The 24772-nt window shown below is 34.8% G+C and carries 20 protein-coding genes; 7 read left to right on the top strand and 13 right to left on the bottom strand.

What is annotated here, in order from left to right:
* Entirely contained in the window at positions 1 to 357 is a 357-nt protein-coding gene (locus ABS911_RS00445) for a hypothetical protein (protein WP_350465749.1), read from the top strand.
* Between the two features lie 89 nt (positions 358 to 446).
* Here ABS911_RS00445 and ABS911_RS00440 read toward each other — a convergent pair whose 3' ends face one another.
* Positions 447 to 2120: a peptide ABC transporter substrate-binding protein gene (locus ABS911_RS00440; RefSeq protein ID WP_350465748.1), complete on the bottom strand. Its 1674-nt coding sequence runs from the start codon at positions 2118 to 2120 to the stop codon at positions 447 to 449.
* 186 nt (positions 2121 to 2306) lie between these two features.
* Between ABS911_RS00440 and ABS911_RS00435 the strand changes: the two genes are divergently transcribed.
* Positions 2307 to 2933 (top strand): DsbA family oxidoreductase, encoded by a 627-nt coding sequence (locus ABS911_RS00435; RefSeq protein ID WP_350465747.1) that lies wholly within the window; start codon positions 2307 to 2309, stop codon positions 2931 to 2933.
* Positions 2934 to 3079: 146 nt separating this feature from the next.
* On the top strand, positions 3080 to 3814 hold the full coding sequence (locus ABS911_RS00430; protein WP_350465746.1) for a hypothetical protein: 735 nt from the start codon (positions 3080 to 3082) through the stop codon (positions 3812 to 3814).
* 102 nt (positions 3815 to 3916) lie between these two features.
* Here ABS911_RS00430 and ABS911_RS00425 read toward each other — a convergent pair whose 3' ends face one another.
* From ABS911_RS00425 to glgB, 7 genes are all read right to left on the bottom strand, one after another.
* A complete protein-coding gene (locus tag ABS911_RS00425; RefSeq protein ID WP_350465745.1) occupies positions 3917 to 5194 on the bottom strand; it encodes an NCS2 family permease in 1278 nt (425 codons plus the stop codon).
* Positions 5195 to 5435: 241 nt separating this feature from the next.
* Complete coding sequence (locus tag ABS911_RS00420; protein WP_350465744.1) at positions 5436 to 7295, bottom strand: glycoside hydrolase family 13 protein; 1860 nt, start codon at positions 7293 to 7295, stop codon at positions 5436 to 5438.
* A 43-nt stretch (positions 7296 to 7338) separates the two neighbouring features.
* On the bottom strand, positions 7339 to 9774 hold the full coding sequence (locus ABS911_RS00415) for a glycogen/starch/alpha-glucan phosphorylase (protein ID WP_350465770.1): 2436 nt from the start codon (positions 9772 to 9774) through the stop codon (positions 7339 to 7341).
* Between the two features lie 116 nt (positions 9775 to 9890).
* On the bottom strand, positions 9891 to 11327 hold the full coding sequence (glgA, locus tag ABS911_RS00410) for a glycogen synthase GlgA (protein ID WP_350465743.1): 1437 nt from the start codon (positions 11325 to 11327) through the stop codon (positions 9891 to 9893).
* A gap of 4 nt (positions 11328 to 11331) precedes the next feature.
* The gene (gene glgD, locus ABS911_RS00405; protein ID WP_350465742.1) at positions 11332 to 12504 is read right to left on the bottom strand and encodes a glucose-1-phosphate adenylyltransferase subunit GlgD; all 1173 of its coding nucleotides are present in this window, start codon (positions 12502 to 12504) and stop codon (positions 11332 to 11334) included.
* Positions 12494 to 13642: a glucose-1-phosphate adenylyltransferase gene (locus ABS911_RS00400; protein WP_350465741.1), complete on the bottom strand. Its 1149-nt coding sequence runs from the start codon at positions 13640 to 13642 to the stop codon at positions 12494 to 12496. The genes glgD and ABS911_RS00400 overlap by 11 nt, the downstream gene beginning before the upstream one ends.
* Before the next feature lie 54 nt (positions 13643 to 13696).
* Positions 13697 to 15607: a 1,4-alpha-glucan branching protein GlgB gene (gene glgB / locus ABS911_RS00395; protein ID WP_350465769.1), complete on the bottom strand. Its 1911-nt coding sequence runs from the start codon at positions 15605 to 15607 to the stop codon at positions 13697 to 13699.
* 709 nt (positions 15608 to 16316) lie between these two features.
* Between glgB and ABS911_RS00390 the strand changes: the two genes are divergently transcribed.
* From ABS911_RS00390 to ABS911_RS00380, 3 genes are read left to right on the top strand one after another with little or no spacing between them, the layout of a single operon-like run.
* The gene (locus tag ABS911_RS00390) at positions 16317 to 16925 is read left to right on the top strand and encodes an NfeD family protein (RefSeq protein ID WP_350465740.1); all 609 of its coding nucleotides are present in this window, start codon (positions 16317 to 16319) and stop codon (positions 16923 to 16925) included.
* Between the two features lie 2 nt (positions 16926 to 16927).
* Positions 16928 to 17929 carry a flotillin-like protein FloA gene (floA, locus tag ABS911_RS00385; protein ID WP_350450550.1) on the top strand — a complete coding sequence of 334 codons (1002 nt, stop codon included), beginning with the start codon at positions 16928 to 16930 and terminating at the stop codon, positions 17927 to 17929.
* A complete protein-coding gene (locus ABS911_RS00380) occupies positions 17929 to 18540 on the top strand; it encodes a hypothetical protein (protein ID WP_350465739.1) in 612 nt (203 codons plus the stop codon). The genes floA and ABS911_RS00380 overlap by 1 nt, the downstream gene beginning before the upstream one ends.
* Positions 18541 to 18599: 59 nt before the next feature.
* Here ABS911_RS00380 and ABS911_RS00375 read toward each other — a convergent pair whose 3' ends face one another.
* Positions 18600 to 20369, bottom strand: a complete 1770-nt coding sequence (locus ABS911_RS00375) for an ammonium transporter (RefSeq protein ID WP_350465738.1) — start codon at positions 20367 to 20369, stop codon at positions 18600 to 18602.
* Positions 20370 to 20514: 145 nt separating this feature from the next.
* Positions 20515 to 21414, bottom strand: a complete 900-nt coding sequence (locus ABS911_RS00370; RefSeq protein WP_350465737.1) for an ROK family protein — start codon at positions 21412 to 21414, stop codon at positions 20515 to 20517.
* Between the two features lie 274 nt (positions 21415 to 21688).
* On the opposite strand from ABS911_RS00370, the gene ABS911_RS00365 reads away from it, so the two are divergent.
* Positions 21689 to 23188 carry a peptidoglycan DD-metalloendopeptidase family protein gene (locus ABS911_RS00365; protein ID WP_350465736.1) on the top strand — a complete coding sequence of 500 codons (1500 nt, stop codon included), beginning with the start codon at positions 21689 to 21691 and terminating at the stop codon, positions 23186 to 23188.
* Between the two features lie 67 nt (positions 23189 to 23255).
* Here the strand turns inward: ABS911_RS00365 and ABS911_RS00360 are convergent, their stop codons facing one another.
* Genes ABS911_RS00360 through ABS911_RS00350 form a run of 3 tightly spaced genes read right to left on the bottom strand, consistent with a single transcriptional unit; the run spans position 23256 to position 24749 of the window.
* Positions 23256 to 23807 (bottom strand): ECF transporter S component, encoded by a 552-nt coding sequence (locus tag ABS911_RS00360; RefSeq protein WP_350465735.1) that lies wholly within the window; start codon positions 23805 to 23807, stop codon positions 23256 to 23258.
* Positions 23794 to 24213, bottom strand: coding sequence for a DUF4430 domain-containing protein (locus tag ABS911_RS00355; protein WP_350465734.1), 420 nt, complete (start codon positions 24211 to 24213; stop codon positions 23794 to 23796). Before ABS911_RS00355 ends, ABS911_RS00360 begins: the two co-directional genes overlap by 14 nt.
* A gap of 47 nt (positions 24214 to 24260) precedes the next feature.
* A complete protein-coding gene (locus ABS911_RS00350; RefSeq protein ID WP_350465733.1) occupies positions 24261 to 24749 on the bottom strand; it encodes a cob(I)yrinic acid a,c-diamide adenosyltransferase in 489 nt (162 codons plus the stop codon).
* Positions 24750 to 24772: the final 23 nt, after the last annotated feature.

Raw genomic sequence — 24772 nt, 5'->3', positions numbered from 1 at the left:
TTGTTTCAATACCTTTTAATTGGATTGATCGTTTTCTACGTGATGGGTAATTTATTAGCCTTGCGACATTTTAGTGCCTATGATTTCGAGAATCAGTTTGTTCGCATTTTTCTTGTGAATGATCGTAGGATCATAAAAAATATCAAAGAAAAACCAACTGTACCGTTAGTTAAAAAACTAAAGCAAGTCTTTAGCCTCCAACTTATTGCAAAAATAATCATCTATTCTCTCTTTGTTCACTTTTACCTTGGAGGTAATACATCTGTGAGTGTCTTCATTTTAGCTGCTCTATTTGTTTGCAACATTCTTTTTGATCTACAAACAAATCGTATCGTTGCTAAAGCGAATCAATCCTAAATACGTAGTTAAATAGAAAGAGCTCTAAATCAAAGATCTAGGATCTTTGTTTAGAGCTCTTCTGATTTTTAGTCCTGCTTAGTCAACTTTTAGTGAGCTTCAATATAAGCATTTTTGTAAGTGTATTTAGCTCCAACTTGGTGGTTGTAAATATCCTTAACATATTCTTTTTGTAAAGTTGCTGCAGCTCTTTGGAATAGAGGAGCAATACCTGCTTCTTCTAATAAGATTTTTTCTGCATCAAGCAAGTTTGTCCAACGCGCATCAACATCTGTTGCATTCTCTCCTTTAGATAAAGCAACTAGTTCGTCAAATTCTGCATTACTGTAGCTAGAACGGTTGTATGGACTTTCTGATGTCATTAAATCAATAAAGTTTACTGGATCAGCAAAGTCAGCTCCCCAACCACCTAAAGCAAAATCGTAATCTTGTTTTGTTTGCAATTCTAAACGAGATTTAAAAGGAACGTTTTTCAAGGTCACTTCTACACCAGGCAAATTCGTTTCAATTTGATCTTTCATGTAAGCTCCAACTTTTTTATTTGTTTCATCATCATCGCCAAGTAATTCTAATGTTACAGTATCTGTACCTAGTTCAGATTTAGCTGCTTCCCAATATTCTTTGGCTGCATCAGCATCAAAGGTTAGGTAGTCACCTGATTCTGCACGGAAATCATCTCCAGAAGTTGGATTTGCTGCTAACTCAGAAGGAACAAGACCTCCAACTGTTTGAGAACCATTTGCTAAGATTTCGTTGACCAATAGTTCATGATCATAAGCAGTTGCAATTGCTTTACGTAAGTTTTCGTTAGCTAATGGTGTTTCTTCTCCATTTTTTTCTTGATTCAATTGAAGATAAGACGTTCTTGCTTCTGTTTCAACAGTATAATCTGCATTGTCCTTGTATTGTTTAGCAAACTCACCAGTTAAATTAACTCGATCAATTTGACCAGAATCGTATAAGTTTAGTGCTGTAGACGTTTCTTTAATAACTTCAACATTGATTTCTTCTAAAGTAACATTTTCAGCATCCCAATAATCATCATTCTTCTCGTAAGTCCAATTTAGGTTTGTTCCATCCCAATTGCTAAATGTGAAGGGTCCGTTAAAGACCATTGTTTCTGCTGAAGTACCATATTTATCTCCTTGTTCTTCTACAAAAGCTTGGTTTTGAGGGTAGAACGTTGGGAAAGCCATTAAAGAAATAAAGTAAGGTACCGGTGTTTCCATTGTAACTTTTAATTCATAATCACCAACAGCTTCCACTCCTAAAGTTTCAGGTTCAGCCTCTCCAGCAATGATAGCTGTTGCATTTTTGATTCCTTCAAATAAGTAAGAATAAGAAGCTGCTGTTTCAGGATCAACCACCCTTTGCCAAGCGTATACAAAATCCTTAGCTGTTACAGGATCGCCATTTGACCAAGTTGTATCTTCACGTAATTTAAATGTGTATTCTAAACCATCCTCACTGACTGTTGCTTCTTCTTGAGCTAAAGCTGGAACAGGTTGGCTATCTTTGTCAAGACGGTACAAACCTTCATTGACGTTATTAAAAACTGTAAAACTAACTGTATCTGTAGCTAATGCTGTATCTCCAGTAGGCAATTCAGCAATCTCAACTAAGTTCAATACTTGTTCTTCTGCTAAATTCCCTTCGCCTGAACTTGATGAAGATGTTTCACTATCTGCTTCATTTCCACAAGCTACCAAAATACCTGCTGTTAATAATAAGGCTCCAGATTTCCACCATGTCTTCTTCTCCATAACTAAATCCCCCGTTTTTAATCTTATTTTAATCTTTTTCTAATTAAATTAGAACTTGATAATAAATATACACATTCAATTTATTATTTGCAAGCTTTTTTTTCTAATGAATCAACTTTAATTGACTTTTAAGTCCCTTTACCTTTATGCTTATCATTAGTAAGCATTTTTAAGGAGTGATCAAGTATGAAAATTGCAATCTGGTCGGATTTCGTATGCCCTTTTTGTTATATTGGAAAACGTCATTTAGAAGCCGCAATTAAAGACCGCACAGACGTAGAAATCGAATTTCATAGTTATGAATTGGATCCAACAGCACCCGAAAAGGTTGAGGGTACGATGGAAGAGTATTTTGCTGAACACAAAGGAATGAGCGTTGATCAAGCGCAATCAATGTTTAATCAAGTTACTCAAATGGCTAATAACGTTGATTTAGATTACCATTATGATATTATTCAACATGGAAACACCTTAAAACCTCATCGTTTATTTCAGTTTGCTAAAGAACAAGGCAAAGGGAATGAATTTATGGAATTAGCTAAAAAAGCTTATTTTATTGAAGGAAAATGGTTAAATGATGATGACTTCTTAGTTCACTTAGCTGAATCAATTGGATTAGAAGAAGCACGCGTTAGAGAAATTCTAACTTCAAATGCTTATTTAGATGCTGTACGTTTAGATCAAGCTCAAGCAGTTGAAATTGGCGTTCAAGGTGTCCCTTTCTTTGTTATCGATGAACAATATGGTGTTAGTGGTGCTCAGCCTATTGAAGTATTCGAGCAAGTATTAGCAGAAATTGATGCTAAATCATAAATAAATCAACAAAAAGGAGCTGAGAATAAATTCTCAGCTCCTTTTTTGTCATCCCCTTCTAACTATTATTCTCCAACACAAGACAAAATAGTTCTGTTTAATCCGCTAGAAAGCTAGAATAGGATTAATGAGATAGGAGGAACGTCATGTATATTTTGCTCAGTTTTTTCTGTGCAGTAGGCTTTGCTTTGATTCATTTTTTCTCTAAATCTATCCGCTTTGCGAATGTTGTGCCAAGAAGCAAATTTTTATCTTTTTCAGCTGGAGTTTCTGTTGCTTATGTCTTTGTCCATTTATTACCAGAGTTAAATCACTATCAAGAAATATTAGTCAATGAACTAAAAAATAGTGCGTGGAGGTACTTAGAACACCATATTTATGTCATTGCTTTAGCTGGACTAGTCTTGTTCTACTCTTTAGAACGGTTAGTCAAGCTTTCTAAAAATAATCCTCATTTTAAACAACCTGAAGATGCTAGTTCAGGTATCTTTTGGCTTCATATTGGTTCATTTTTTATTTACAACGCCATTATTGGGTATTTACTAGTACAAGAAGAATTCAACACTATTCTAGGAATGCTGTTTTATTTTATCGCTTTAGGTGTTCATTTTCTAACCAACGATTGGAGTTTACGTAAAGACCATCAACACATTTATGATCAGTATGGTAGAGTACTTTTAACTGTAGCTATTCTTTTTGGATGGCTTATCGGAGCATTAACAGAACTAAATGAGTTGCTTCTCTCTATTTTGCAAGCTTTTATAGCCGGTGGTGTTATCCTCAATGTCATGAAAGAAGAACTTCCTCAAGAACAAGAAAGCAGCATAGGCAGTTTTTTGATTGGCTCATTCGGATACTCTCTTCTGCTAATCTTTCTCTAAATTTCATTTTGAGCACACAGAAAAACCCTCGGAATCAGAATACTGATTTCAAGGGTTTTTCTGTGTGCTCTTTTTAATAAACACATTTAGTTCTATTACTGCTTAAATAATTGCAATAGCAACCATTGTAAGCAGGAATAAAAAGGATACAACTTTCATCGCTTTTTTTACTAAGAAAAATTCGCCATTTGCTAATTTAAAAATAGGATAGGCTACAAAACCAAAAGCTAATCCATCAACGATACTTGATGTTAAAGGAATCATCACTATAATTAAAAAGGCAGGGAACCATTCACTAAAATCATCAAATGGAATATGTTTTAAATTCTCCATCATAATTGCTCCAGTGATTACGATAACAGGTGATAGTGCAGCATTTGGAATATAAGACAACAATGGTGTGAAAACTAGTGAAAGTAAAAATAGACCTCCAGCAAACACAGCTGTTAAGCCGGTCTTCCCACCAGCTTTAATACCTGATGCACTTTCAGCTGCTGGTATAGTCGGGCTCGTTCCAAGTAAACTTGATACAAGTGTCATGACTCCACTGACTTTAAAAGCACTCGTAAAACGAGTCTTATCTTCTAACATACCTTCAAATAAACCTATGGATTCAAAAATTAAGATCATTGTCAAAGAAAATACGGCTAAAATAAAAGGCACACTAAGGACTGTTGAAAAATCAAAAGCTCCTACAAGTGCTGGGTAGTCTGAGAGGTTACTCAATGAAAACGAAGAAGCTCCTACTTCATGAACGCCAGTTACTAAAGAAATGATTGTGATAACAGCAATTCCAATAAAAAAGCTGCCTGGTACGTTTCTTAAATATAATACACCTGATAATAAAATCCCAATGACCGCGAGTAAGACAAGTGGCTGAGACAAATCTCCTAATGTAATAAATGAGTTGGCTCCTCCATCAGCAAGAATACCGCCATTTTCTAATCCAATGACGACTAAGAAAAGTCCGATCCCAGCTGTAATACCATGTTTTAATGAATCAGGAATCGCTTCTACTAATAACTTGCTGATAGAAGTATAGGCAATACCAGTAAAAATTATTCCAGAGACAAAAACTACAGCTAAGGCTTGCTGCCAAGATAATCCCAGTGAACCTACGATTGTATACGTAAAGAAAGCATTGACTCCCATACCAGGAGTGAGAACCAGTGGAGCATTTCCCCATAACCCCATTAAAATACTTCCCACAGCAGAAACCAAAATCGTACCGAACACACTTAACTCAGCGGGAACCCCTGCTTCAGCCAATATTAATGGATTGACTATAATAATATACGACAGCGCGAAAAACGAAGTAATACCCGCTATCATTTCTTGCTTAATACTTGTTTGTTTTTCTTTCAATTTAAAAAAATTCACTATTTTTTTCTCCTTTTCGATGTGTTTTTTCAAACACAAGTAATCTGGAGACATGGGCTGCAGTCTTTTTAAAGCTTGCACAGCAAAAAAGAAAGTTTTCTTTCCTTACACGCCCCAACATTTTATTTTAACATCTATGGTATAAAAAGTCATTATTTTTCATTATTACAGGAACACAAAAAGAAGCATTCATCAGATAAATACTTCTATCTGATGAATGCTTCTTCACTTAATTCGTTGCTTAAAATATCAGTGATTTTACCTCTTGACCTTTTTCTTTTATCAAAAGAAGTGCTTTGTTGGGTTGTATTTGAATATTATTTAGTTGATTCTTATTTAAAAAAGATGAGATTTTAAAATCATATTGTTCTGGAATAGCAGATATTTCTAAACGTTTCTCTTTATTAGCTGTGTTTAAAAGCGCAATGACAAACTCTTCCTGATTGCTAAATCTAACGATTCCCATCAATTCACCCTGTGAAAAAGAATAAAAATCTCCTTCTTTCAAACTAGTTTCTTTGCTACGGATAGCGGCTAATTTTTTTACAAAAGTTTGAATTCCTTTATTCTCTTTTCCCCATGGATACATTCGGCGATTATCCGGGTCTTCTTTTCCTTCTACACCTGCTTCATCTCCATAATAAAGGCAAGGAACTCCTGGAACAATAAATAATAATACCATTGCTTGTCTTAACTTTGCTACGTTATGGTTTAAAACCGTGTAGATTCGCTCGGTATCATGTGTGCCAATATTATTAAAGTTACTTTTAAAAGCTTCAGCAGGATAATTTTCTTTTAAATTCATCCACTTCTCAGCAGCTTCTTGCGGAGTTATCAATTGTTGAAGAAGTCCAATAATAATTGCTCTAAAAGGGTAATTCATCGCTCCATGCAATTGACCTCCTTCAATATAATGTCGCCGTTTATTATAAGCAATTTTATTTGAGGCATCTTCCCACACTTCACCAATCAGTACTGAATCTTCAACAGTTTCTTCTAACGCCAACCTCATCCCTTTTAATACATCATCAGAGAGTTCATCTGCTACATCTAAACGCCAGCCGCCTAATCCTAATTTTGACCATTTTCGAATCACACTATTTTGATCTTTATACAAAAAGGACTGAACCTTTGGATTTTGGGTATTCAACTTAGGTAGATCTTTTACTCCCCACCAAGATTCATAACTATTCGGAAAATTTTTAAACGTGTACCAATCAAAATAACGACTTTCCTTAGATTGAAAAGCTCCTATCTCAGGATAAGTTTCAAATCGATTAAAATAGCGACTATCTGCACCTGTATGATTAAATACACCATCCAAAATAATATGCATCCCAAAATTTTTGGCTTTTTGAATCAGTTCCTTAAACGTTTCTTCATCACCAAACATTGGATCAATTTTCATATAGTCACTCGTATCGTATTTGTGATTGCTACGAGCTTTAAATATCGGGCTAAGATACAAAATGGTTATACCTAATGTTTTTAAATAAGGTAATTTTTGAATAATTCCTTTTAAATTGCCTCCATAAAACTCCCAACGAACAACTTCTCCATCTTTGTTTTTAATGTACATAGGCAGATCTTCTTGATTAGCATAAAGAAAGGAATTTTTTTTAGGGTTCAGCACTTTTCCATCTTCATTGCCATTGTAAAAACGATCGACAAAAATATGGTAAGCTATTCCCTCATGGTACCATTTAGGCGAAGGATCTGCATCTAAATAACTCGTTAATTGATAAGGCTTCACCTCATGTTCCTGTTTATAAACTTGGCCTTCTCCACCCTTGAACCGTTGATTGTTCCCATAGTAAACGACTTCGTCTTGTTGATTTTTTTGAACAAGTACTTTAAAAAAATAATAATACAAACCTTGGCCTTCCGTTAATTGAATCGTAACTTGGTATTGAAATTGTCCGATAGAATGCATCTTGACTTCAAATGTATCTCCAAAATCTTTTTGTACAATCAGGTAGATTGGTTCGACTACCGGCCACTTACAGGTGATCTTAAAAGTTACTTTCTGATTAATCGGTACAGCTCCAAATGGTTTTTTGTATTCTGATAACCACGAATTGTAATAAATCATTTCAGTCATTTTATTTCCTCAGTTCTATTGTAGTTGCGGTCTTCTTAATCTTTTATATTGGCTGGTTGCCTTTTAAAAAAGAAGCATGTTTTTCAGCTTTCCCCTTAACATTCCATATTTCATCAGCGTAGCGCATAATTGTAAAATCGGCAGAAAATGGACCTGAACTTGCAATATTGATCAATGCCTTTTGGTTCCACGCCTGTTTGTCTTGGTATAAGTTATCTGCTCTTTCTTGAGCTGCAACAAAACTTGCAAAATCTTGCAAAACATAATACTCATCATTAAATAATGTTAATGAGTCATAGATTACTCGGCCTTCTTCTTCGATACCTGGGATAGTTCCATTTATTAAGCAATTCAGAACTCGATTCAGACGCGGATTGGCTTCCATAACAGCTATCGAAGAATAATTCCCCTCTCGATTCATCTGATTAACTTCATCATTCGTCAAACCAAATAGAAAAATATTATCTTCCCCTACTAGATCTTTTATTTCAATATTAGCACCATCCAATGTTGCCATGGTCAAAGCACCATTTAACATCAATTTCATGTTACTTGTTCCTGAAGCTTCTTTTCCTGCTAACGATATTTGTTCACTAATATCTGCAGCTGGAATAATCAACTCAGCCAATGAAACACCATAGTTTTCTACAAATACCACTTTCATTTTATTACCTATATCTGGATCGTTATTTACTAACTGAGCTAATGCATTAATAAACTTAATGATTTGCTTTGCATAAACGTAGCTAGGAGCTGCTTTTGCTCCAAATATAAAGACTCTTGGCTGTAATTCAAGTGTAGGATCCTCTTTGATTTTCAAATAACGGTCTAAGATATGCAATGCATTCAATAATTGGCGCTTATATGCATGTAATCTTTTTATTTGAACATCAAATAATGCTGTGGGATCAATTTCAATACCGTACTTTTCTTTTGCATAAAATGCAAATCGTTTTTTGTTTTCAAGTTTGATATTAGATAATTGTTTTAGTGTTTCTGAATCTTTTGAATAGGCCTTAAACTGTCTTAATTCAGCTGGATTTATTTTCCACTCTTGATCGATTTTATCATCAATCAGTTGCGTTAACTTTTCGTTAGCTAAATGAAGCCATCGTCTTTGCGTAATACCATTCGTTTTATTATTAAATTTAGATGGATACATTTTATAAAAGTCGTGCAGCGTTTCTTCTTTTAGAATATCTGTATGTAATTGAGCAACCCCATTTACACTGTGACTTCCAATGATAGCTAAGTGCGCCATTTTAACATAACCGTCCGAAATAATAGTGGTCCGATACGTCAGTTCTTCTCCATATAATGGGATTTTCCTATCTATATGGCGTTGATTGATTGCTTCAATGATTTGATAAATACGTGGCAGCAAACCTTGAACCATGTCGACCGGCCATTTTTCCATAGCTTCTTGCATAATGGTGTGATTGGTATAACTAATAGATTTTTTCGTAATATCCCATGCATTTTCCCAACTAAGTCCTTCTTCATCTAATAAAATACGCATCAATTCTGGAACACATAAAGCAGGATGTGTATCATTTACATGAATAGCGATTTTATTTGGAAACTCACTCCATGGCTGATCTTGTTTTTTGAAAAATCGAATAATACTTTGAATACCTGCAGATGTAAAAAAATATTCTTGTCTTAATCGAAGAAGCTGTCCTTCATAATTTGAATCATCTGGATAAAGTACCTCGGTAATCTGGTTGACTACTTCTCGTTCAGCAATCGTCTTGTAACGTATCTCTTCTTCAGGGGGGATTTCAGCTGACCATAAGCGAAGATTATTTACAACATCATTCTCATACCCTATCATTCCTGTGTCATAAGGCACCGCTAAAATATTTTGGGTATTTGAATAGATAGGGCGCAGTTTATTTTCGCCATCTTCTTTCAAGTACACCTCGCCGCCATAACGAACCAAGACAGCTTTATTTTCTTTTCTGACTTCCCAAACATTTCCGTTACGTAGCCAGTTCTCTGGCAATTCAACTTGATACCCATCTACAAATCTTTGTTGAAATAAACCATAACGGTAGCGAATACCTGTGCCATTACCCGGAATACCCAGAGAAGCAATTGAATCCATAAAGCAAGAAGCTAATCGACCTAATCCACCATTACCTAGAGCTGGATCTACTTCTGATTTTACAATTGCTTCGAAATCTAACCCCATTTCAGCAATTCCTTCTCGCACAGTAGTTAAAATACCTAGATTCAACAAATTGCTTTTCAGCATACGCCCAGGTAAAAATTCCATTGAAAAATAATAGACTTGTTTCACTTGTTCTTCTAAATACAGCTGATTGGTTTGGTTCCAATTATCGGAAGAATAACTTTTTACAAAATTTCCTAAAGCCGTATATTGCTGTATGGAAGAAGTATCTTCTAAATTTGAGGCATAAAGAACCTCAATTATTTTCTCGAATTCTTCTTTAAATTCAGTAGTTGTTAACATTATTTTTTCTCCTCATATTCTTTTTTGATTAAACTAATGGGTCTTCTACTAAATAAAGAAACTCCAACAGTCAAAATAAGAATAGTTGCCTATTTTTATGTTCCTGTTGAAGTTCTTTATCATGCTTTAAGCAATTCTGCATAAACTTGTATATATTCCTTAGTAGATTTTTCCCAACTAAAGTCTTTCGACATGGCTTGTTTTACTAATGATATCCATTTTTTAGGCTCATCATAATAAACCGTTAAGGCACGGTCAATTGTTTCAACCATGACAGATGAACGGAAATCATTGAAGCTAAACCCGGTACCTTCGCCAGTAACAGAATTGTATGGTTGAACGGTGTCTTTTAATCCCCCCGTCTCATGTACGATTGGCAATGTACCATATCGAAGTGAGTTAAGTTGAGACAATCCACAAGGTTCAAATGCTGACGGCATAACAAATAAATCGCTTCCTGCATAGATATGTTGGGCTAGAGCAACATCAAAATCAACAATTACTTTAAATTTTTCTGGATATTTCCAAGTGAAATAATTGAAACTGTCTTCGTATTCTTTTTCACCGGTACCTAATATGAGAACTTGAATATTGCGATGCATCAGTTCATCAATTTTATCACGCAGTAAGTTGCAACCTTTTTGAGTCGTTAATCTACTCACCATAGACATTAGTGCTATTTTCTCATTTACCGGTAATCCAACTCGCTCTTGCAAAGTTGTTTTATTAACCGTTTTTCCTTTTAAATTTTTTGTAGAGAAATGTGCTGGGATAGCATCATCTGTTTCAGGATCAAAGACCTCATAATCAATCCCATTTAAAATACCGCTTAATTTGTAACTATTGAACCGTAATACACCGTCTAAATTTTCGCCAAATTGAGGTGTTTGGATTTCCTGTGCATATGTTGGACTAACTGTTGTGACTTGATCTGCATAAAAAATCCCACCTTTTAAGCAATTGATATCGTCATAATATTTTAAGCCGTGTTCGTGAAAGGCATTGTAACCTATTCCATATAAATCAGATAATACAAGTTGGTCAAAAACCCCTTGAAACTGTATATTATGAATGGTCAAAATCGTTTTTATTGATTGATAACTTGTGATCCATTGGTACTTATCTTTTAACAAAACAGGAATAATAGACGTATGCCAATCGTTCACATGTAAAATATCTGGGATAAAGTCTATTTTTTCCAACATCTCACAAATAGCTTGTGCAAAAAAAGCAAATCGTTCGCCATCATCATCAAAACCATAAATACTTTGGCGATCAAAATAGTATAAATTATCAATAAAGTAATATAGAATATTATCTTTCTTTAATTTTTTAATCCCACAATACTGATTTCTCCAACCAACCTTCACTTCAAACTGCGCTACATCTACTAATTGATCTTTATATTTTTGGGGCATCGTACTATATAAAGGTAATACAACACGTACATCTATCCCTTGATTTTTCAACTCTTTTGGCAGAGCACCTGCGACATCCCCTAATCCCCCGGTCTTAAAAAAAGGAGCACATTCCGCCGCAGCAAATAGAACCTTCATTTTTTCAGCTCTCCTTCTCAACGGTTATTTCGCTATTTTTTTCTATCACTATAGGATTTTCTTTTGTTCCTGTTAGCTGAACTCCCGGACCAATTTTTACACCTTTATCTAAAATAACGTACTGTAATTCTGCATTCTGAGCAATTTTACATCCTTGCATAATTAAAGAATTTTTGACCGTTGCTGTTTTTTCTATTAAGACCTTACGGAAAATAATAGAGTCTTCAACCGTTCCATCAATCACACAGTCACTTGCCAGTTGTGAATTGCTGATATCCGCTTCTTTTGAATAGTAGGTAGGCGCTCCATTTTTGACTTTTGTAATAACAGGTTGGCTACGATAAAATAACGCATTATAATTGTCTTCATCTAACAGATCCATGTTCGCCTGATAATAACTTGAAATATTATCAATATTTTTCAAATATCCCGTATATTCAAAACTATTCACGGTATTTTCTTTTAAACTATGTCTAATTAAAACATTGATGTCTCCTTTTATTCGATTACTAGCTGCTTCTCTTGTTAATTCAATAAATTTTTCAACTCTCATAATCGCAATTCCCATACCGATCGCTATTTTCGTTTCTTCACTTGGAAGTTCATGAGCTGTAAGCAAATCAATGACTTTGCTTTCTCCTTCTCCTTCAAAAGTTAGGCATGTATCAATAGAATCTGGCGAACAAAATTCTCTAGAAACATTTTTATATACAATTGTAACATCAGATTTACTTTCAATATGATTTCTTAACACTGCCTTAAGATCGACATTGCACAGCATTTTACTGCCCATAACTACTACATATCCTTTAGTAGAATGCTGGACAAAATCTATTTGATCTTGGTAGTAACTGCTAATTTGACCTGATTCCAACTGCTCAACAGCTTCTTTTATTTCGGCTCCAGAATGAATAAATAACCCACCTCCAACGGTAGATTCCATTCCCCAAGGGTAACCACTTCGTACATGATCCATTAAAGCTCTTGCCCTACCTCTTACAAATATAGCAACTGAAGTTACCTCTGCACTATATAAACTTGAAAGAGGAAAATCAATCAACCGGTAACGTGAACCAAATGGCAATGCAGCAACTGCTCTTCTTTTCGTTAAAGGCATTAATTGTGATTCTGATTCATCAAGATTTAATACTGCACATAATTGCTCATTAGTCTTCATCTTTTAACCCTCCTATCTCTTCTGCATAGCCGACAACAGTAATGTTTTTTTCTTCTCCTTTAAGTTGTGCTCCATCATGAATTTTTGCATTTTCTCCGATGATTGCACAATTGATCGTTACATTTTCTCCTATGATTACATTTGCCATGATCAAGCTGTCTTTTATTATAGAATTTTTCCCCACTTTAACATTATGAGATAAAATAGAATGATTGATCTCCCCAGCAATATAGCATCCATCTGCAATCATAGAATCTGAAACTTTTGAAGATTTAGTCAAAAATTGAGGTGGCGCAGATGGATTTTGTGTATACACCCTCCATGACGAATCTCTTATATTTAAGGCATGGTTTGGATCTAAAAATTCCATATTCGCTTCCCAGAGACTTTCAATTGTTCCAACATCTTTCCAGTAATCTTTAAATGCATAAGCAAATATATTTTCACTGTTTCTTAAATAAGCGGGAATCACATCTTTACCAAAATCTTCCATTGTCCGATTTTTAGCATGGTTGTCAATAAGGTAACTTTTTAGCATAGGCCAATCAAAAATGTAAATTCCCATTGAAGCTAAATTACTTTTAGGTTCTGCTGGTTTTTCTTCAAATTCAATAATTCGGTCTGTCTGATCAGTATTCATAATCCCAAAGCGAGGTGCTTCTTCAAGAGGAACTGGAATGACTCCAACGGTTAAGGCCGCATTTTTTTCTTTATGGAATGAAATCATATCTTGATAATCCATTTTATAAATATGATCTCCTGAAAGGACTAATAGGTATTCTGGATTATATCGATCAATAAAATCAATATTTTGGTAGATAGCATGTGCAGTTCCCTTAAACCATTTTTCTCCGTCAACACTTGAATAGGGTTGTAGAATAGTAGCCCCACCATCATGCGTGTTCAGCCCCCAGCTTTCTCCATTTCCGACATGAGTATTTAATTCCAGAGGTTGGTATTGCGTCACAACGCCAACATTCTTGATTCCAGAATTAGCGCAATTGCTTAACGCAAAATCAATGATTCTATATTTCCCACCAAATGGTACAGCCGGTTTAGCAATATCTTTAGTCAATTTCCCAAGCCGAGTTCCTTGCCCTCCTGCTAAAATCATAGCTAACGTTTCTGTTTTTTTCATTATGCTATTGGAAGAATCTGCTTAGCATTCTTCCTCTACCCTCCTTTTTATCTATTAATTTTTTGGCACTCCAAAAATTCTTTTTGGTCGTAAGATCAAAATGCTCATTGCCGGTACAATCAATTCAATGGTGTAATCTTGCTGATGAGTCGTTTCTTTTACCGTTTTCAACGGCCCTTGCTGGTTTGTCCAGACGCCACCATATTCCTGCATCTCAGTATTTAAATATTCTTCGTAAACTCCTTCAAAAGGAACGCCTATTTTATATCCTTTACGCTCAATTGGAACAAAATTACAAATGACTATTACAAAGTCACGCGTTTTTTTTCCTTTACGAATGAACGACAAAATGGTTTCAGTAGAGTTATCTGCATCTAAAATTTGGATACCTTCCGCTTGATGATCCATTTCCCAAAGTGCGCGTTCTTTTTTATACAGCATATTTAGTGATTCCATAAAGTACAAATGTTTAGCATTCATTTCATCATCTAAGCTTTGCCATTCCAATCCTTCATGAATCCGCCATTCCAGAAACTGACCGTAATCATTTCCCATAAAATTTAATTTTTTACCTGGGTGAACCATCATATACGCTTCTAATGTGCGTAAACTGGCAAATTGATTGTAGCGATCACCCGGCATTTTATGCATCAATGATTTTTTTCCATGGACCACTTCATCATGAGAAAATGGTAAAATAAAATTTTCGTTGAATGCATACATAAAAGAAAAGGTGATTAAATTAAAATGATGTTTGCGAGATGATGGATCCATTTCAAAAAACTTCAATGTGTCATTCATCCATCCCATGTTCCATTTGTAATTAAATCCCAATCCGCCCATATAGACAGGTTTTGTGACCTTTGACCATGCCGTACTTTCTTCAGCAATCATAAGTGTGTCAGGATGCCTTTCAAATACTTTCTCATTTAATTTTTGTATGAATTCTACACCCACTTTATTATGGTTGCTTCCATCTTCATTAGGTATCCATTCACCAATATCATAATCGAGATACAACATACTCGATACTGCATCAACTCTTAACCCATCTAAATGAAATTGTTCGATCCAATAAAGAGCATTTGAAATCAAAAAGCTCTGAACTTGATCCTTTCCTAAATCAAAATTCATAGTACCCCATCGATTATTTTCAGCTTTATGCTTATCTTTGTATTCAAATTGAGGTGTTCCATCAAAATAAACCATTCCGTAATCATTTCGATTAAAATGACCCGGTACCCAATCCATTAACACACCAATATTTGCCAGGTGAGCCGCTTCTACAAAATTTTGAAATTCTTCCATAGTACCAAACTTCGAAGACAACGCATAATAACCAGTCAATTGATACCCCCAAGATGCATCTAAAGGATGTTCCATCAATGGCATAAATTCAATATGTGTGTACCCCATTTTTTTTACATAAGGAATCAATTCTTGTTGCAATTCGGGAATGGTGTACCATGAATCATCTTCATGGTGTTTCCAAGAGCTGAGGTGTACTTCATAAATGTTTAGAGGGCGTTCATAAATAGAAAAGCGTTTCTTACTTGCAGTCCAAAGGCCGTCTCGCCATTTTTTTTCCGGCAAATTTTTTACGATTGATGCATCGTTAGGTCTTACTTCAAATTCAAAAGCATATGGATCAATTTTTAATTTTACCGTTCCATCAGATTGTTCTATCCGGTATTTATAGCATTGTCCTTCAATGGCTTGATCATTGAACACCGTCCAACAACCAGTTTTCCCTATTCTTTCCATTTCAATACCCATATGCCAATCTGAAAAATCGCCTGTTAGACCAACACTTTTTGCATTAGGAGCCCAAATGGTAAACCGAAAACCATCTTTCCCTTTATAATTATCTTTTTTACATCCCATAGTTAAATAACTATCAAAATGCTTACCTGTGTTAAACAAATATAATTCTTTTTCAAGGTTATTTTTGGTTTCTTCATCCATCGATTTATTTGCCACATTTTTCACTCCCAACTTACGTTTGTTATTTTATCATCGTTTTATCATTATATTTTCATTTTACAATGTATTTCTCTAATAATCGACCTATTTTTTGTTTTCTTTAAAAATAACTTGTTTTTTAACTCTGTAGTTAGTATACCACTATTTTAAGAAAACGCTTACTTATATGTTGCCACAGTTTTCACTTAAAAAAATTCTCCTAAAAAAAGGATAAACACTTTTTTAGGAGAATATAACAAAAACACTTAATTGTTTTTATTTTTTTATTAATTGAGTTTCTTTATCATATAATTTAATAGCATACGTAATGACCTATGCACCGAGCAAATTATTTCTAACTTATTGATACTTACACAGAAAAAACTACGTTGAAAAAGCTATTTTTTTCTGTGTCTTTCTTACTGTAACTGTAGTATTACAATCTCCTTCTTGAGCTACTTAAAAAGCTAACATTCTAATCTTTGCATCACTACAAACTAACTTGTATTCTCCAAAAATCCATTTTCGCGAGCCATAATTTTATCTGTCCTATAATGAGTTTAAGATCAGGATGTCACTAAATGAATAATAAAAAAGATTAGGAAATATTGAGTTAAAAGTGCGTTACGGTGTTACTAATGGTAAAATGATGATAGGTAAGTCCATTTACAACTTAGTCAGGCAACTATTAAAGGAGCTTATCGTAAAGGGGGTGAACAGATTGGAAATACTATTATTGACTGTTGGTTTTGTTGGTTTAGTAATAGCGGCATTAACGCCTCAATCCACTTTAGGAGGACTATTGTCATTAGCAAGTTTTGGTGGCTACTTTTATTTAAATAGTCTTGAAAATTGGATTCCCATCATTATTTTTATTTTAGGAATCTGTCTTCTGATTTTTGAAGTTTTTATACCAGACTTTGGTGTAGCAGGTATAATTGGTTTTCTTTTAATTATCGGTGGTGTCTATTTAACCAATAATGATTTCGGAACAGCCTTGCGAGATTTAAGTATCGCTGTGGTCGCATCTTCATTTTTAGTGATCATGCTCATACGAAGGGGGTACTCACTGACACATTTACAAAAACTCGTTCTTAATAATAACTTAGATAAAAAAAGCGGATTTTCAAGCAACAATGACGCTACAGCTTATTTAGGAAAAACTGGAAAAACAACTACTTCTCTAAGACCATCTGGAAAAGTAGCATTCGAAGACACAGAGTTAGATGTTGTCAGTACAGGCGAACACATAGACGAAGGCGTTTCCGTTATTGTTACAAAAGTAGAAGGATATAAAATTATTGTTAGGAGAGTGGATTAAACATGACAACAGTTGCAGAGAGCCCCACAAATTGGATTGGCTTTTTATTCATAGCCATTATCGTTATTATCGTTATTAGTTTATTTTTCCGTTTTGTACCCGTTGGATTATGGGTTACTGCCTATTTCTCAGGCGTTAAAGTCAATATAGGAACACTTGTAGGAATGCGCTTAAGACGAGTAGCTCCACAAGACATTATCCGTCCATTGATCAAAGCAACTAAAGCTGGCTTAGATATTGATATTAATGAATTGGAAGCCCATTATCTAGCGGGTGGAGATATTAATCAAGTCATAGACGCTTTGATTGCCGCACAACGTGCAAATATTGATTTGGTTTTCAAACAAGCTGCCGCAATTGACTTAGCAGGTAGAAATGTTTTTGAAGCTGTTCAAGTCAGTGTTAATCCTAAAGTAATTGAAACTCCTCAAATTGCTGCAATGGCAATGAATGGTATTGAAGTTAAAGCTCGTGCTAAAGTAACTGTTCGCGCAAATATCGAACGCTTAGTCGGTGGTGCTGGAGAAGAAACCATTATTGCTCGTGTTGGTGAAGGAATTGTTACCACCGTTGGTAGTGCCGCAAGACATACTGATGTACTAGAAAATCCGGATTCTATCTCAAAAACTGTTTTAAGAAAAGGTTTAGATTCTGGTACCGCTTTTGAAATTCTTTCAATTGATATTGCAGATATTGATGTTGGTCGTAACATCGGTGCCAGCTTACAAATGGAACAAGCCCAAGCAGATAAAAATATTGCACAAGCTAAAGCTGAAGAAAGACGTTCTATGGCGATTGCTCAAGAGCAAGAAATGATCGCTGAAGTTCAAAAAATGCGCGCACGTGTAGTTGAAGCTGAAGCTGAAGTACCTTTGGCATTAGCCGAAGCATTAAAATCAGGAAACTTAGGCGCAATGGATTATTACAACATGAACAATGTTAATGCCGATACTAAAATGAGAAACTCTATTTCAGATTCTACTGAGAGAGAAAGTGATAGATAATGAATACTTTAATAGCCCTTGTCGTTTTGTTTCTTATAGGGACTACATTCTTTTCTATTATCGCTACTATTTACCGTTTTTTCATTTCATCTATCGGTGGCAGCTCTTCTCCTTCAAAAAGTAGTCAAAGGCAAACTTATCAAAGAGAAGATTTGACAAATAAAGATTCTGTTTCCTTAAAAGATGCTTTTCTAACGAATAATACCACTCGACAAAAATTTGCAAGCAACGCTAATGGTTCTTCACAAAAGAGAAATCAACAAGCCCAAGCAAAACAATTGTCTAGTCGTATGCAACAAGATGCAGCTCGTAGAAGAGCCGAAACTCTGCAACAAAATACTAAAAGAAAACCAGAACCCGTTCGATCTTCTACAGCTCCAAAATCAACTCTATTTAATGAAAATGACGTCAAGAAAAATAAAAGTCAGACGCTTTTTGATAGGGATGATCTAACATCTTTAACCCCAATTGATAAGGTAACTTCTACCAGAAAATCAAGTTATCAGACTGAGATTAAAGCTAATAAACGTCATTTACAAAATGATTATGTAAAAGGAATCATCTACAAAGAAATTTTAGATAAACCTGTTAGTTTGAGAAACAATAAATAAAGTACTAAAAAACCAATAAGTAAGTTCTTAAGGGAACTTACTTATTGGTTTTTTATCGATTATACCCTAACTTCTTCTTTCTCTTCATCATATTCTAAAGCTTTTGTTCCTTGATCTCCAGAACTGACTCGAACGACATTCTCAACATTGTAGACAAAAATTTTCCCATCTCCAACTGTGCCCGTATATAGTGCTTTTCGAGCTGTTTTTATAACTAGAGAAACTGGAATTTTGCTAACAACAATTTCTAAACGTATCTTTGGCAAAAGATTAGCTTCTATTTCTACTCCTCTATAATAAGCTGTTTGGCCTTTTTGTAGACCATATCCTTGTACTTTTGTTACTGTCATACCTGTGATACCAATACCATTTAAAGACTTTTTCAATTTTTCAAATTTTGACTCATTTGTTATAATATCCACTTTCATTAATTTAGTATCTTCATTTTCACCAGTAGTAAACGGTTGATTTACCTGCTTATGAACTTTAACTGTCTCATGAACATCTTCCTTATTGATAGCAATAGTCCCTACACCTGAAAATGCTAATTCAGGTTCTGGGCTTTCAAATTTCAAACCTTCGAATAGAGGTTTTTGGCCAAAAGGAACAGTTACAAAGTCACCGTAGCTTGATTCTAATCCATGTTCTGAAATATCCATCCCTGCAATTTCTTCTTCTTCTGTTACTCGTAAACCAATTGTTTTATCAATGAGTTTAAACGTAACGACCATTGTGACCGTCACCCATACAACAACGGATACTACTCCTATTAGTTGAATGCCTAAGAGATTAAATCCACCACCATAAAGCAAACCTCCATCTGTTGCAAAAACACCTATTAGAATCGTTCCTAAAGCACCCGAGATTCCATGAACTCCAAAAGCTCCAACTGGATCATCAATCTTAGCTTTCTTTTCGATAAATTCAATTCCAAAAACTAATGCACTAGCAGAAATTGCCCCTATCGCTACAGCTCCAAATGGTGAAACTACCGCACACCCAGCTGTAATTCCTACTAAACCAGCCAGCGAACCATTTAGCGTCATAGAAATATCTGGTTTCCCATATTTTGTCCATGTAATCACCATAGCAACTAATGTAGCCGTTACTGCAGATAAATTTGTATTTAAAAAGATTGTCCCAATAAGAGCTAATGTTTCATCACCCGTGGCAGAGACTGTTGAAGCTCCATTAAATCCAAACCAAGCAAACCAAAGAATGAAAACGCCTAATGCTCCTAATGTTAAACTATGGCCTGGAATAGCTTTTGCTTTTCCATCTTTATCGTATTTTCCAATTCTAGCCCCAACAAGCTTTGCTCCGATTAAAGCTGTTACTCCGCCAACCATATGAACAGCTGTCGAACCAGCAAAATCGACAAATCCTAATTGAGCTAACCATCCTCCACCCCAGATCCAATGTCCAGAAATAGGATAAACGACAGTAGAAATAACCAATGTGTAAACTAGGTATGCACTAAATTTTGTTCTTTCTGCCATTGAGCCAGAAACAATTGTTGCGGCAGTTGCAGCAAAGACCGTTTGAAACATTAAAAATACATATCCCGGTATAGTGGTATCATAATTGCCTTGTACAAATAAATCCGGTGTTCCAAATAAACCAGCTACACTTGGACCAAACATTACTCCAAAACCAATGATCCAGTACATTAAAGATCCTAATACAAAGTCCATCAAATTTTTCATGATAATATTACCCGCATTTTTTGCTCTAGTAAATCCAGTTTCAACCATCGCAAAACCCGCTTGCATAAAAAATACTAAAACCGTTCCAACAAGAACCCATAACGTATCCACAGATGAAAACATATTCTTACCTCCTTTTTTTATATGTTATAAAACCTAACATTTAAAAAGGCTCAAAACAAGCATTTGAGGTTAACTTGCAAAAAAAATCTAGAAAAGCTTTCAATGTATGTTAGATGATATAACATTCATTGAAAGCTTTTTATTTTTATTCTTCATTTAATTTATAATTGTATAAAGCGCCAATAATATTTCCATTGTTCCCAAACTTGCTTTTCATTATTTTAGGTACAATAAATAACCCTTCACCTAACTCCTCTTCATATACTTTCCTTACGTTTTCTTTAATCAGTTGAATCAAGAGTGGATTTTCACTGATTCCACCGCTTATAATAATTCTTTCTGGATCTAAAATAGTTTGTAAATTGAACAATTGAATAGCTAACGTATAGCAGTAGTCATTCAAACAAGATTCGACTTTTTTATTTCCATCTTCAATTAGTTCAAACATTTTAAAACCATTCATGGATTCTAATGGTAGTTCGCACTGAAAAGCTATTTTTTGAAACAAATGCTTTATCCCATTTTGATACCCAAACATGTAGGATGCATCCTTACTTCTAGCCGTATTCGTTTTAATAAATGAAAATTCTCCAGCAGAATAGTGCTGACCTTTCAACACTGCACCGTTTACTACTATTCCTCCGCCGATACCCGTTCCAAGATTTAGCATGACACCATGTTGAATTCCTTTTAAATTTCCTTTCCATAATTCTCCAAGGGTTGCCGCTTTGCCATCATTTTCTACATGAATCGTTGTTTGACATCTCGTTTCCAACATCTCAATCATATTCATTTTCTTAATGTAATTTAATGATCCACCATGAACAGCATATCCAGTTTTGGAATGAATAATTCCCGGCATGCTAATGGCCATACCTTCAATTTGATGAGCATGTTCATCATAAATATCTCCCATCATATCTAGGAAATGCGTTAACGATTGCATAGGAGTTTTTCTGGTCTTAATTTCCCCTAATTCACCTTGAGCATTAATCAATCCATAATTCGTTTCTGTTCCTCCAATATCAATGCCTAGATAATACATTATTTTCGCCCCCTTCATCATTTCTTCTCTGTTTTTACTACCCTTAGTTTACCACTATTTAGTAATGAGTAAAACGGTTACAGGATATCCGTTTTTTCATTTCTAAATTTTTATTGCGGTTTTTATCAAAATGAATGCCGTTGTTTATTTCAGCTTACAATTGTTATGTAATACTATTCTAGCTTTTTGTTACACAACTAACATCCTATCTGCTCATTATCTATGCTATACTTTTTAAGTATGCAAATGCAAGACGATTTATGGGGGTAAACTATTGAAAAAGAAAGTATTAACAGGAATTATGGCTTCGGTGATGTTCGCTAGCCCGTTTTTGCCAACTGTTGTTCAAGCGGATACGTTGGAAGAAATGGAACAACAAAAAAACGAACTTGAATCACAATCATCAGAGCTTAATAATAGAATCAAAGAACAAGACGAAACCTTAAACGACTTAGAAACAGAAAAAGGTCATTTAGAATCAGACATCACTATACTGCAAGCTCAAATAGACGAAACTGTAATGAAATTACATGATCAAGAACAAAAATTAGAAGAGTCTAAAGCAAAAGTTGAACAATTAAAAAATGAAATTGAAGCTTTAAAAGAACTAATTGCTCAACGGACAGGCAAACTTGAAAACCAAGCACGTTCTGTACAAACGGATGGCAGTACTTCTAATTTAATAGGCCTTATTGTAACTGCTGAAAGTTTTTCAGACCTAGTAGGCCGTATAGGTATTGTTAATCAACTTGTTACTGCTAATAAAACTATTGTTACTGAACAATCCGCGGACCAAACATCTTTGGAAACTAATGAAGTAAAAGCAGAAGCTGAAAAAGTTGCCATTGAAGAAACTAAAAATGCTATTGAATTATCAAAAAATAACCTAGTCGCTCAAAAAGCTGAAATGGATGATAAAATCGTCCAAGTTGCTATTCAATACGATATGACAGAAGATGAAAAAAATACATTTGTTAAAGAACAGCAAGTAATTGCTACCCAAACAAGTACTTTATCTGAAGAAATGCAGGTAGAACGTCAGCGTATTATTGAGGAAGAACAAGCAAGACAGTTAGCCATTCAAAAGGCTGCTGAAGAAGAAGCTAAAAAGGCTGCAGCTGAGGAAGAAGCTAGATTAACTGCCGTTGCGGCTCAAGAAAAAGCTGAACGAGAAAAAGCAGAGCAAGAGGCAACTTCTAAAAAAGTTGCCGAACAAAAGACAACAATTGCCAGCTCTTCTCCTGATAAATCAACAAATGCTAGTAAACCGAGCAGTTCATCAAACAATTCTAGTAATTCAAAAGCTTCAAGTAACTCTAGTACGTCAAAAAAACCGACCATTACACCCAAACCACAACCTAAACCAGAACCAGAATCAAAACCATCATCTAATTCAGGTTTTATTCATCCTAGTGGCGGGTATTCAACCTCACCTTATGGTTACCGTGTACACCCGATTACCGGCGTATATAAATTACATGGGGGAATTGATTTTGGCGGTGGTGGAGCAATTGTAGCCGCTCAAAGTGGTACAGTTGTCATTGCAGGATATCATTCATCATGGGGCTACTATGTAAAAATCGACCATGGAAATGGTATGCAAACTCTTTATGCTCACATGGTTGCAGGAAGTTTACTTGTTTCTCCAGGGCAACAGGTCTCTCAAGGCCAACAAATTGGAACAATGGGAACAACGGGATCTTCTACTGGAGTACATTTACATTTTGAAATGTATAAAAACGGAAGCCGTGTTAACCCTGCTTCTTATTTATAAATAGAAAAGTTAAATAAAAAGACAGAAAGTTCAGTTTTACAATGAACTTTCTGTCTTTTTATCTTTTTTATTTCCAATCACTATTGGAGTAGTACTTATTAAGAAAATTTTTTAATAAAGGAAATAAAATCGGTGCTAGGATCAAATAAAATCCGCTATTTCCTACTGCGTGCATGGTATCAAAAGGAATACCCGAAGCATAATAAATCCAAAAATTTTGAATACCAAAAAAAGGAGCTTGAATCAGTGAGATAATGAATCCATATAAATAGCCTGTAAATCCGGCATAAAAAACCATCAGGGCAAAAGGAATTTTTTTAAAGATAGGTTTGATCACTAGTCCAGTAACCAAAACCACTACAAAGAATGAAACGATTTGAGCAATTGTCCAAACACCCATCCCAAGTGTCATATTTGATAAAAGAATGGACAATACAGCTACAATTAGTGCATCACTTATCCCTACTGTTAACGTTAAAATAATTAATATAACGGTTATCGGTTGGACATTTGGCAGGAACTGAAGCAATTGACGGCTAACTTGGCAAAGTGCTGTCAAAAAGGCAAGTAAAGTTATTCTTTGAATGGATAGTTTTCCAGTACTTTTATTGCAAAGCATTTAAAAACCACTTCACTTGATCTCCATCTTTTAACTCGTATTCCGCTGCTCCTACAGTTGGCTCCGTATTGTTTACTTCATACATCCAATACTTTCCTGCTTCTTTGTCTTGTTTCATTCCTTCAATAGAAGCAATAAATCCATCTTCTTCAACTACTTCATATTCCTTTTTTAGGGCTTCTAAGACCGTTGTGCCCTCGGATACTTCTAATTTTTTTGTAGCTGTAGCAACTTCTTTTCCGTCTTGTTCTAATGCAATATCAATAGAAAGAGTTTCTTTTGTCTGATCGTCCACTAATGAAGTGCTTTTTGCAGCAGAAGAGTCTGATTCTTGCCTAGTCGTTTCTCCACAGGCTACTAAACTAAGAGCTGTTAATCCTATAAGTACTAATTTAAATGTTTTCATCTTATTTATTCCTCCAATTATTGAATAACTCTGCTCATTTATTCTTTTTAACTCAAATCTTCTTTTTTTAATTCAGGATGACAAATTTTTCCTCCTCTTTCATATAAAATTTCTTTTGCGCTATAGTGATTATTAACAGCTCTGGCAACAGCGAAAAAATAATCAGATAATCGATTCATATCGATTGCTGCATATTGGTTTACTGATTTTTCAGAAGCTAAACTCACGATGGATCTTTCTGCTCTTCTAACAACTGTTCGTGCCATATGTAAAAGACTAGCTATTGGATGTCCCCTTGGCAACACAAATGATAAAATCTCAGGAGATTTATCAGAGTAACTATCAATACTCTTTTCTAAGTTTTGTACCATCTCTTTCGTTACTTTATAGGTTCCTTTTCCATGAGGAGTAGCTAAGTCTGTTCCGCAATCAAACAGATTTTGTTGCATCTGCTTAAAACCACTATATATCAGATTTATTCGTTTTTCAACCACAACATGTAGTGTTTTAAAAAAAGATTGAGTCGTTAAACTCAATCTTTTTTCTACTATTTACTTAA

The organism is Carnobacterium sp., assembly GCF_040274425.1.
The sequence above is the reverse complement of the archived record's forward strand: the minus strand, read 5'-3'. Positions and strand labels throughout refer to the sequence as shown.

Bases quoted from the DNA above. Each gene is read 5' to 3' on its own strand.
- glgA (WP_350465743.1), bottom strand. From the start codon at position 11,327: ATGAAGGTTCTATTTGCTGCGGCGGAATGTGCTCCTTTTTTTAAGACC.
- ABS911_RS00355 (WP_350465734.1), bottom strand. From the start codon at position 24,213: ATGAAAACATTTAAATTAGTACTTATAGGATTAACAGCTCTTAGTTTA.
- glgD (WP_350465742.1), bottom strand. From the start codon at position 12,504: ATGAAGACTAATGAGCAATTATGTGCAGTATTAAATCTTGATGAATCA.
- ABS911_RS00360 (WP_350465735.1), bottom strand. From the start codon at position 23,807: ATGCTTTGCAATAAAAGTACTGGAAAACTATCCATTCAAAGAATAACT.
- ABS911_RS00380 (WP_350465739.1), top strand. From the start codon at position 17,929: ATGAATACTTTAATAGCCCTTGTCGTTTTGTTTCTTATAGGGACTACA.
- ABS911_RS00370 (WP_350465737.1), bottom strand. From the start codon at position 21,414: ATGTATTATCTAGGCATTGATATTGGAGGAACAGAAACGAATTATGGA.
- ABS911_RS00440 (WP_350465748.1), bottom strand. From the start codon at position 2,120: ATGGAGAAGAAGACATGGTGGAAATCTGGAGCCTTATTATTAACAGCA.
- glgB (WP_350465769.1), bottom strand. From the start codon at position 15,607: ATGGATGAAGAAACCAAAAATAACCTTGAAAAAGAATTATATTTGTTT.
- ABS911_RS00420 (WP_350465744.1), bottom strand. From the start codon at position 7,295: ATGACTGAAATGATTTATTACAATTCGTGGTTATCAGAATACAAAAAA.
- ABS911_RS00400 (WP_350465741.1), bottom strand. From the start codon at position 13,642: ATGAAAAAAACAGAAACGTTAGCTATGATTTTAGCAGGAGGGCAAGGA.
- floA (WP_350450550.1), top strand. From the start codon at position 16,928: ATGACAACAGTTGCAGAGAGCCCCACAAATTGGATTGGCTTTTTATTC.
- ABS911_RS00375 (WP_350465738.1), bottom strand. From the start codon at position 20,369: ATGTTTTCATCTGTGGATACGTTATGGGTTCTTGTTGGAACGGTTTTA.
- ABS911_RS00430 (WP_350465746.1), top strand. From the start codon at position 3,080: ATGTATATTTTGCTCAGTTTTTTCTGTGCAGTAGGCTTTGCTTTGATT.
- ABS911_RS00435 (WP_350465747.1), top strand. From the start codon at position 2,307: ATGAAAATTGCAATCTGGTCGGATTTCGTATGCCCTTTTTGTTATATT.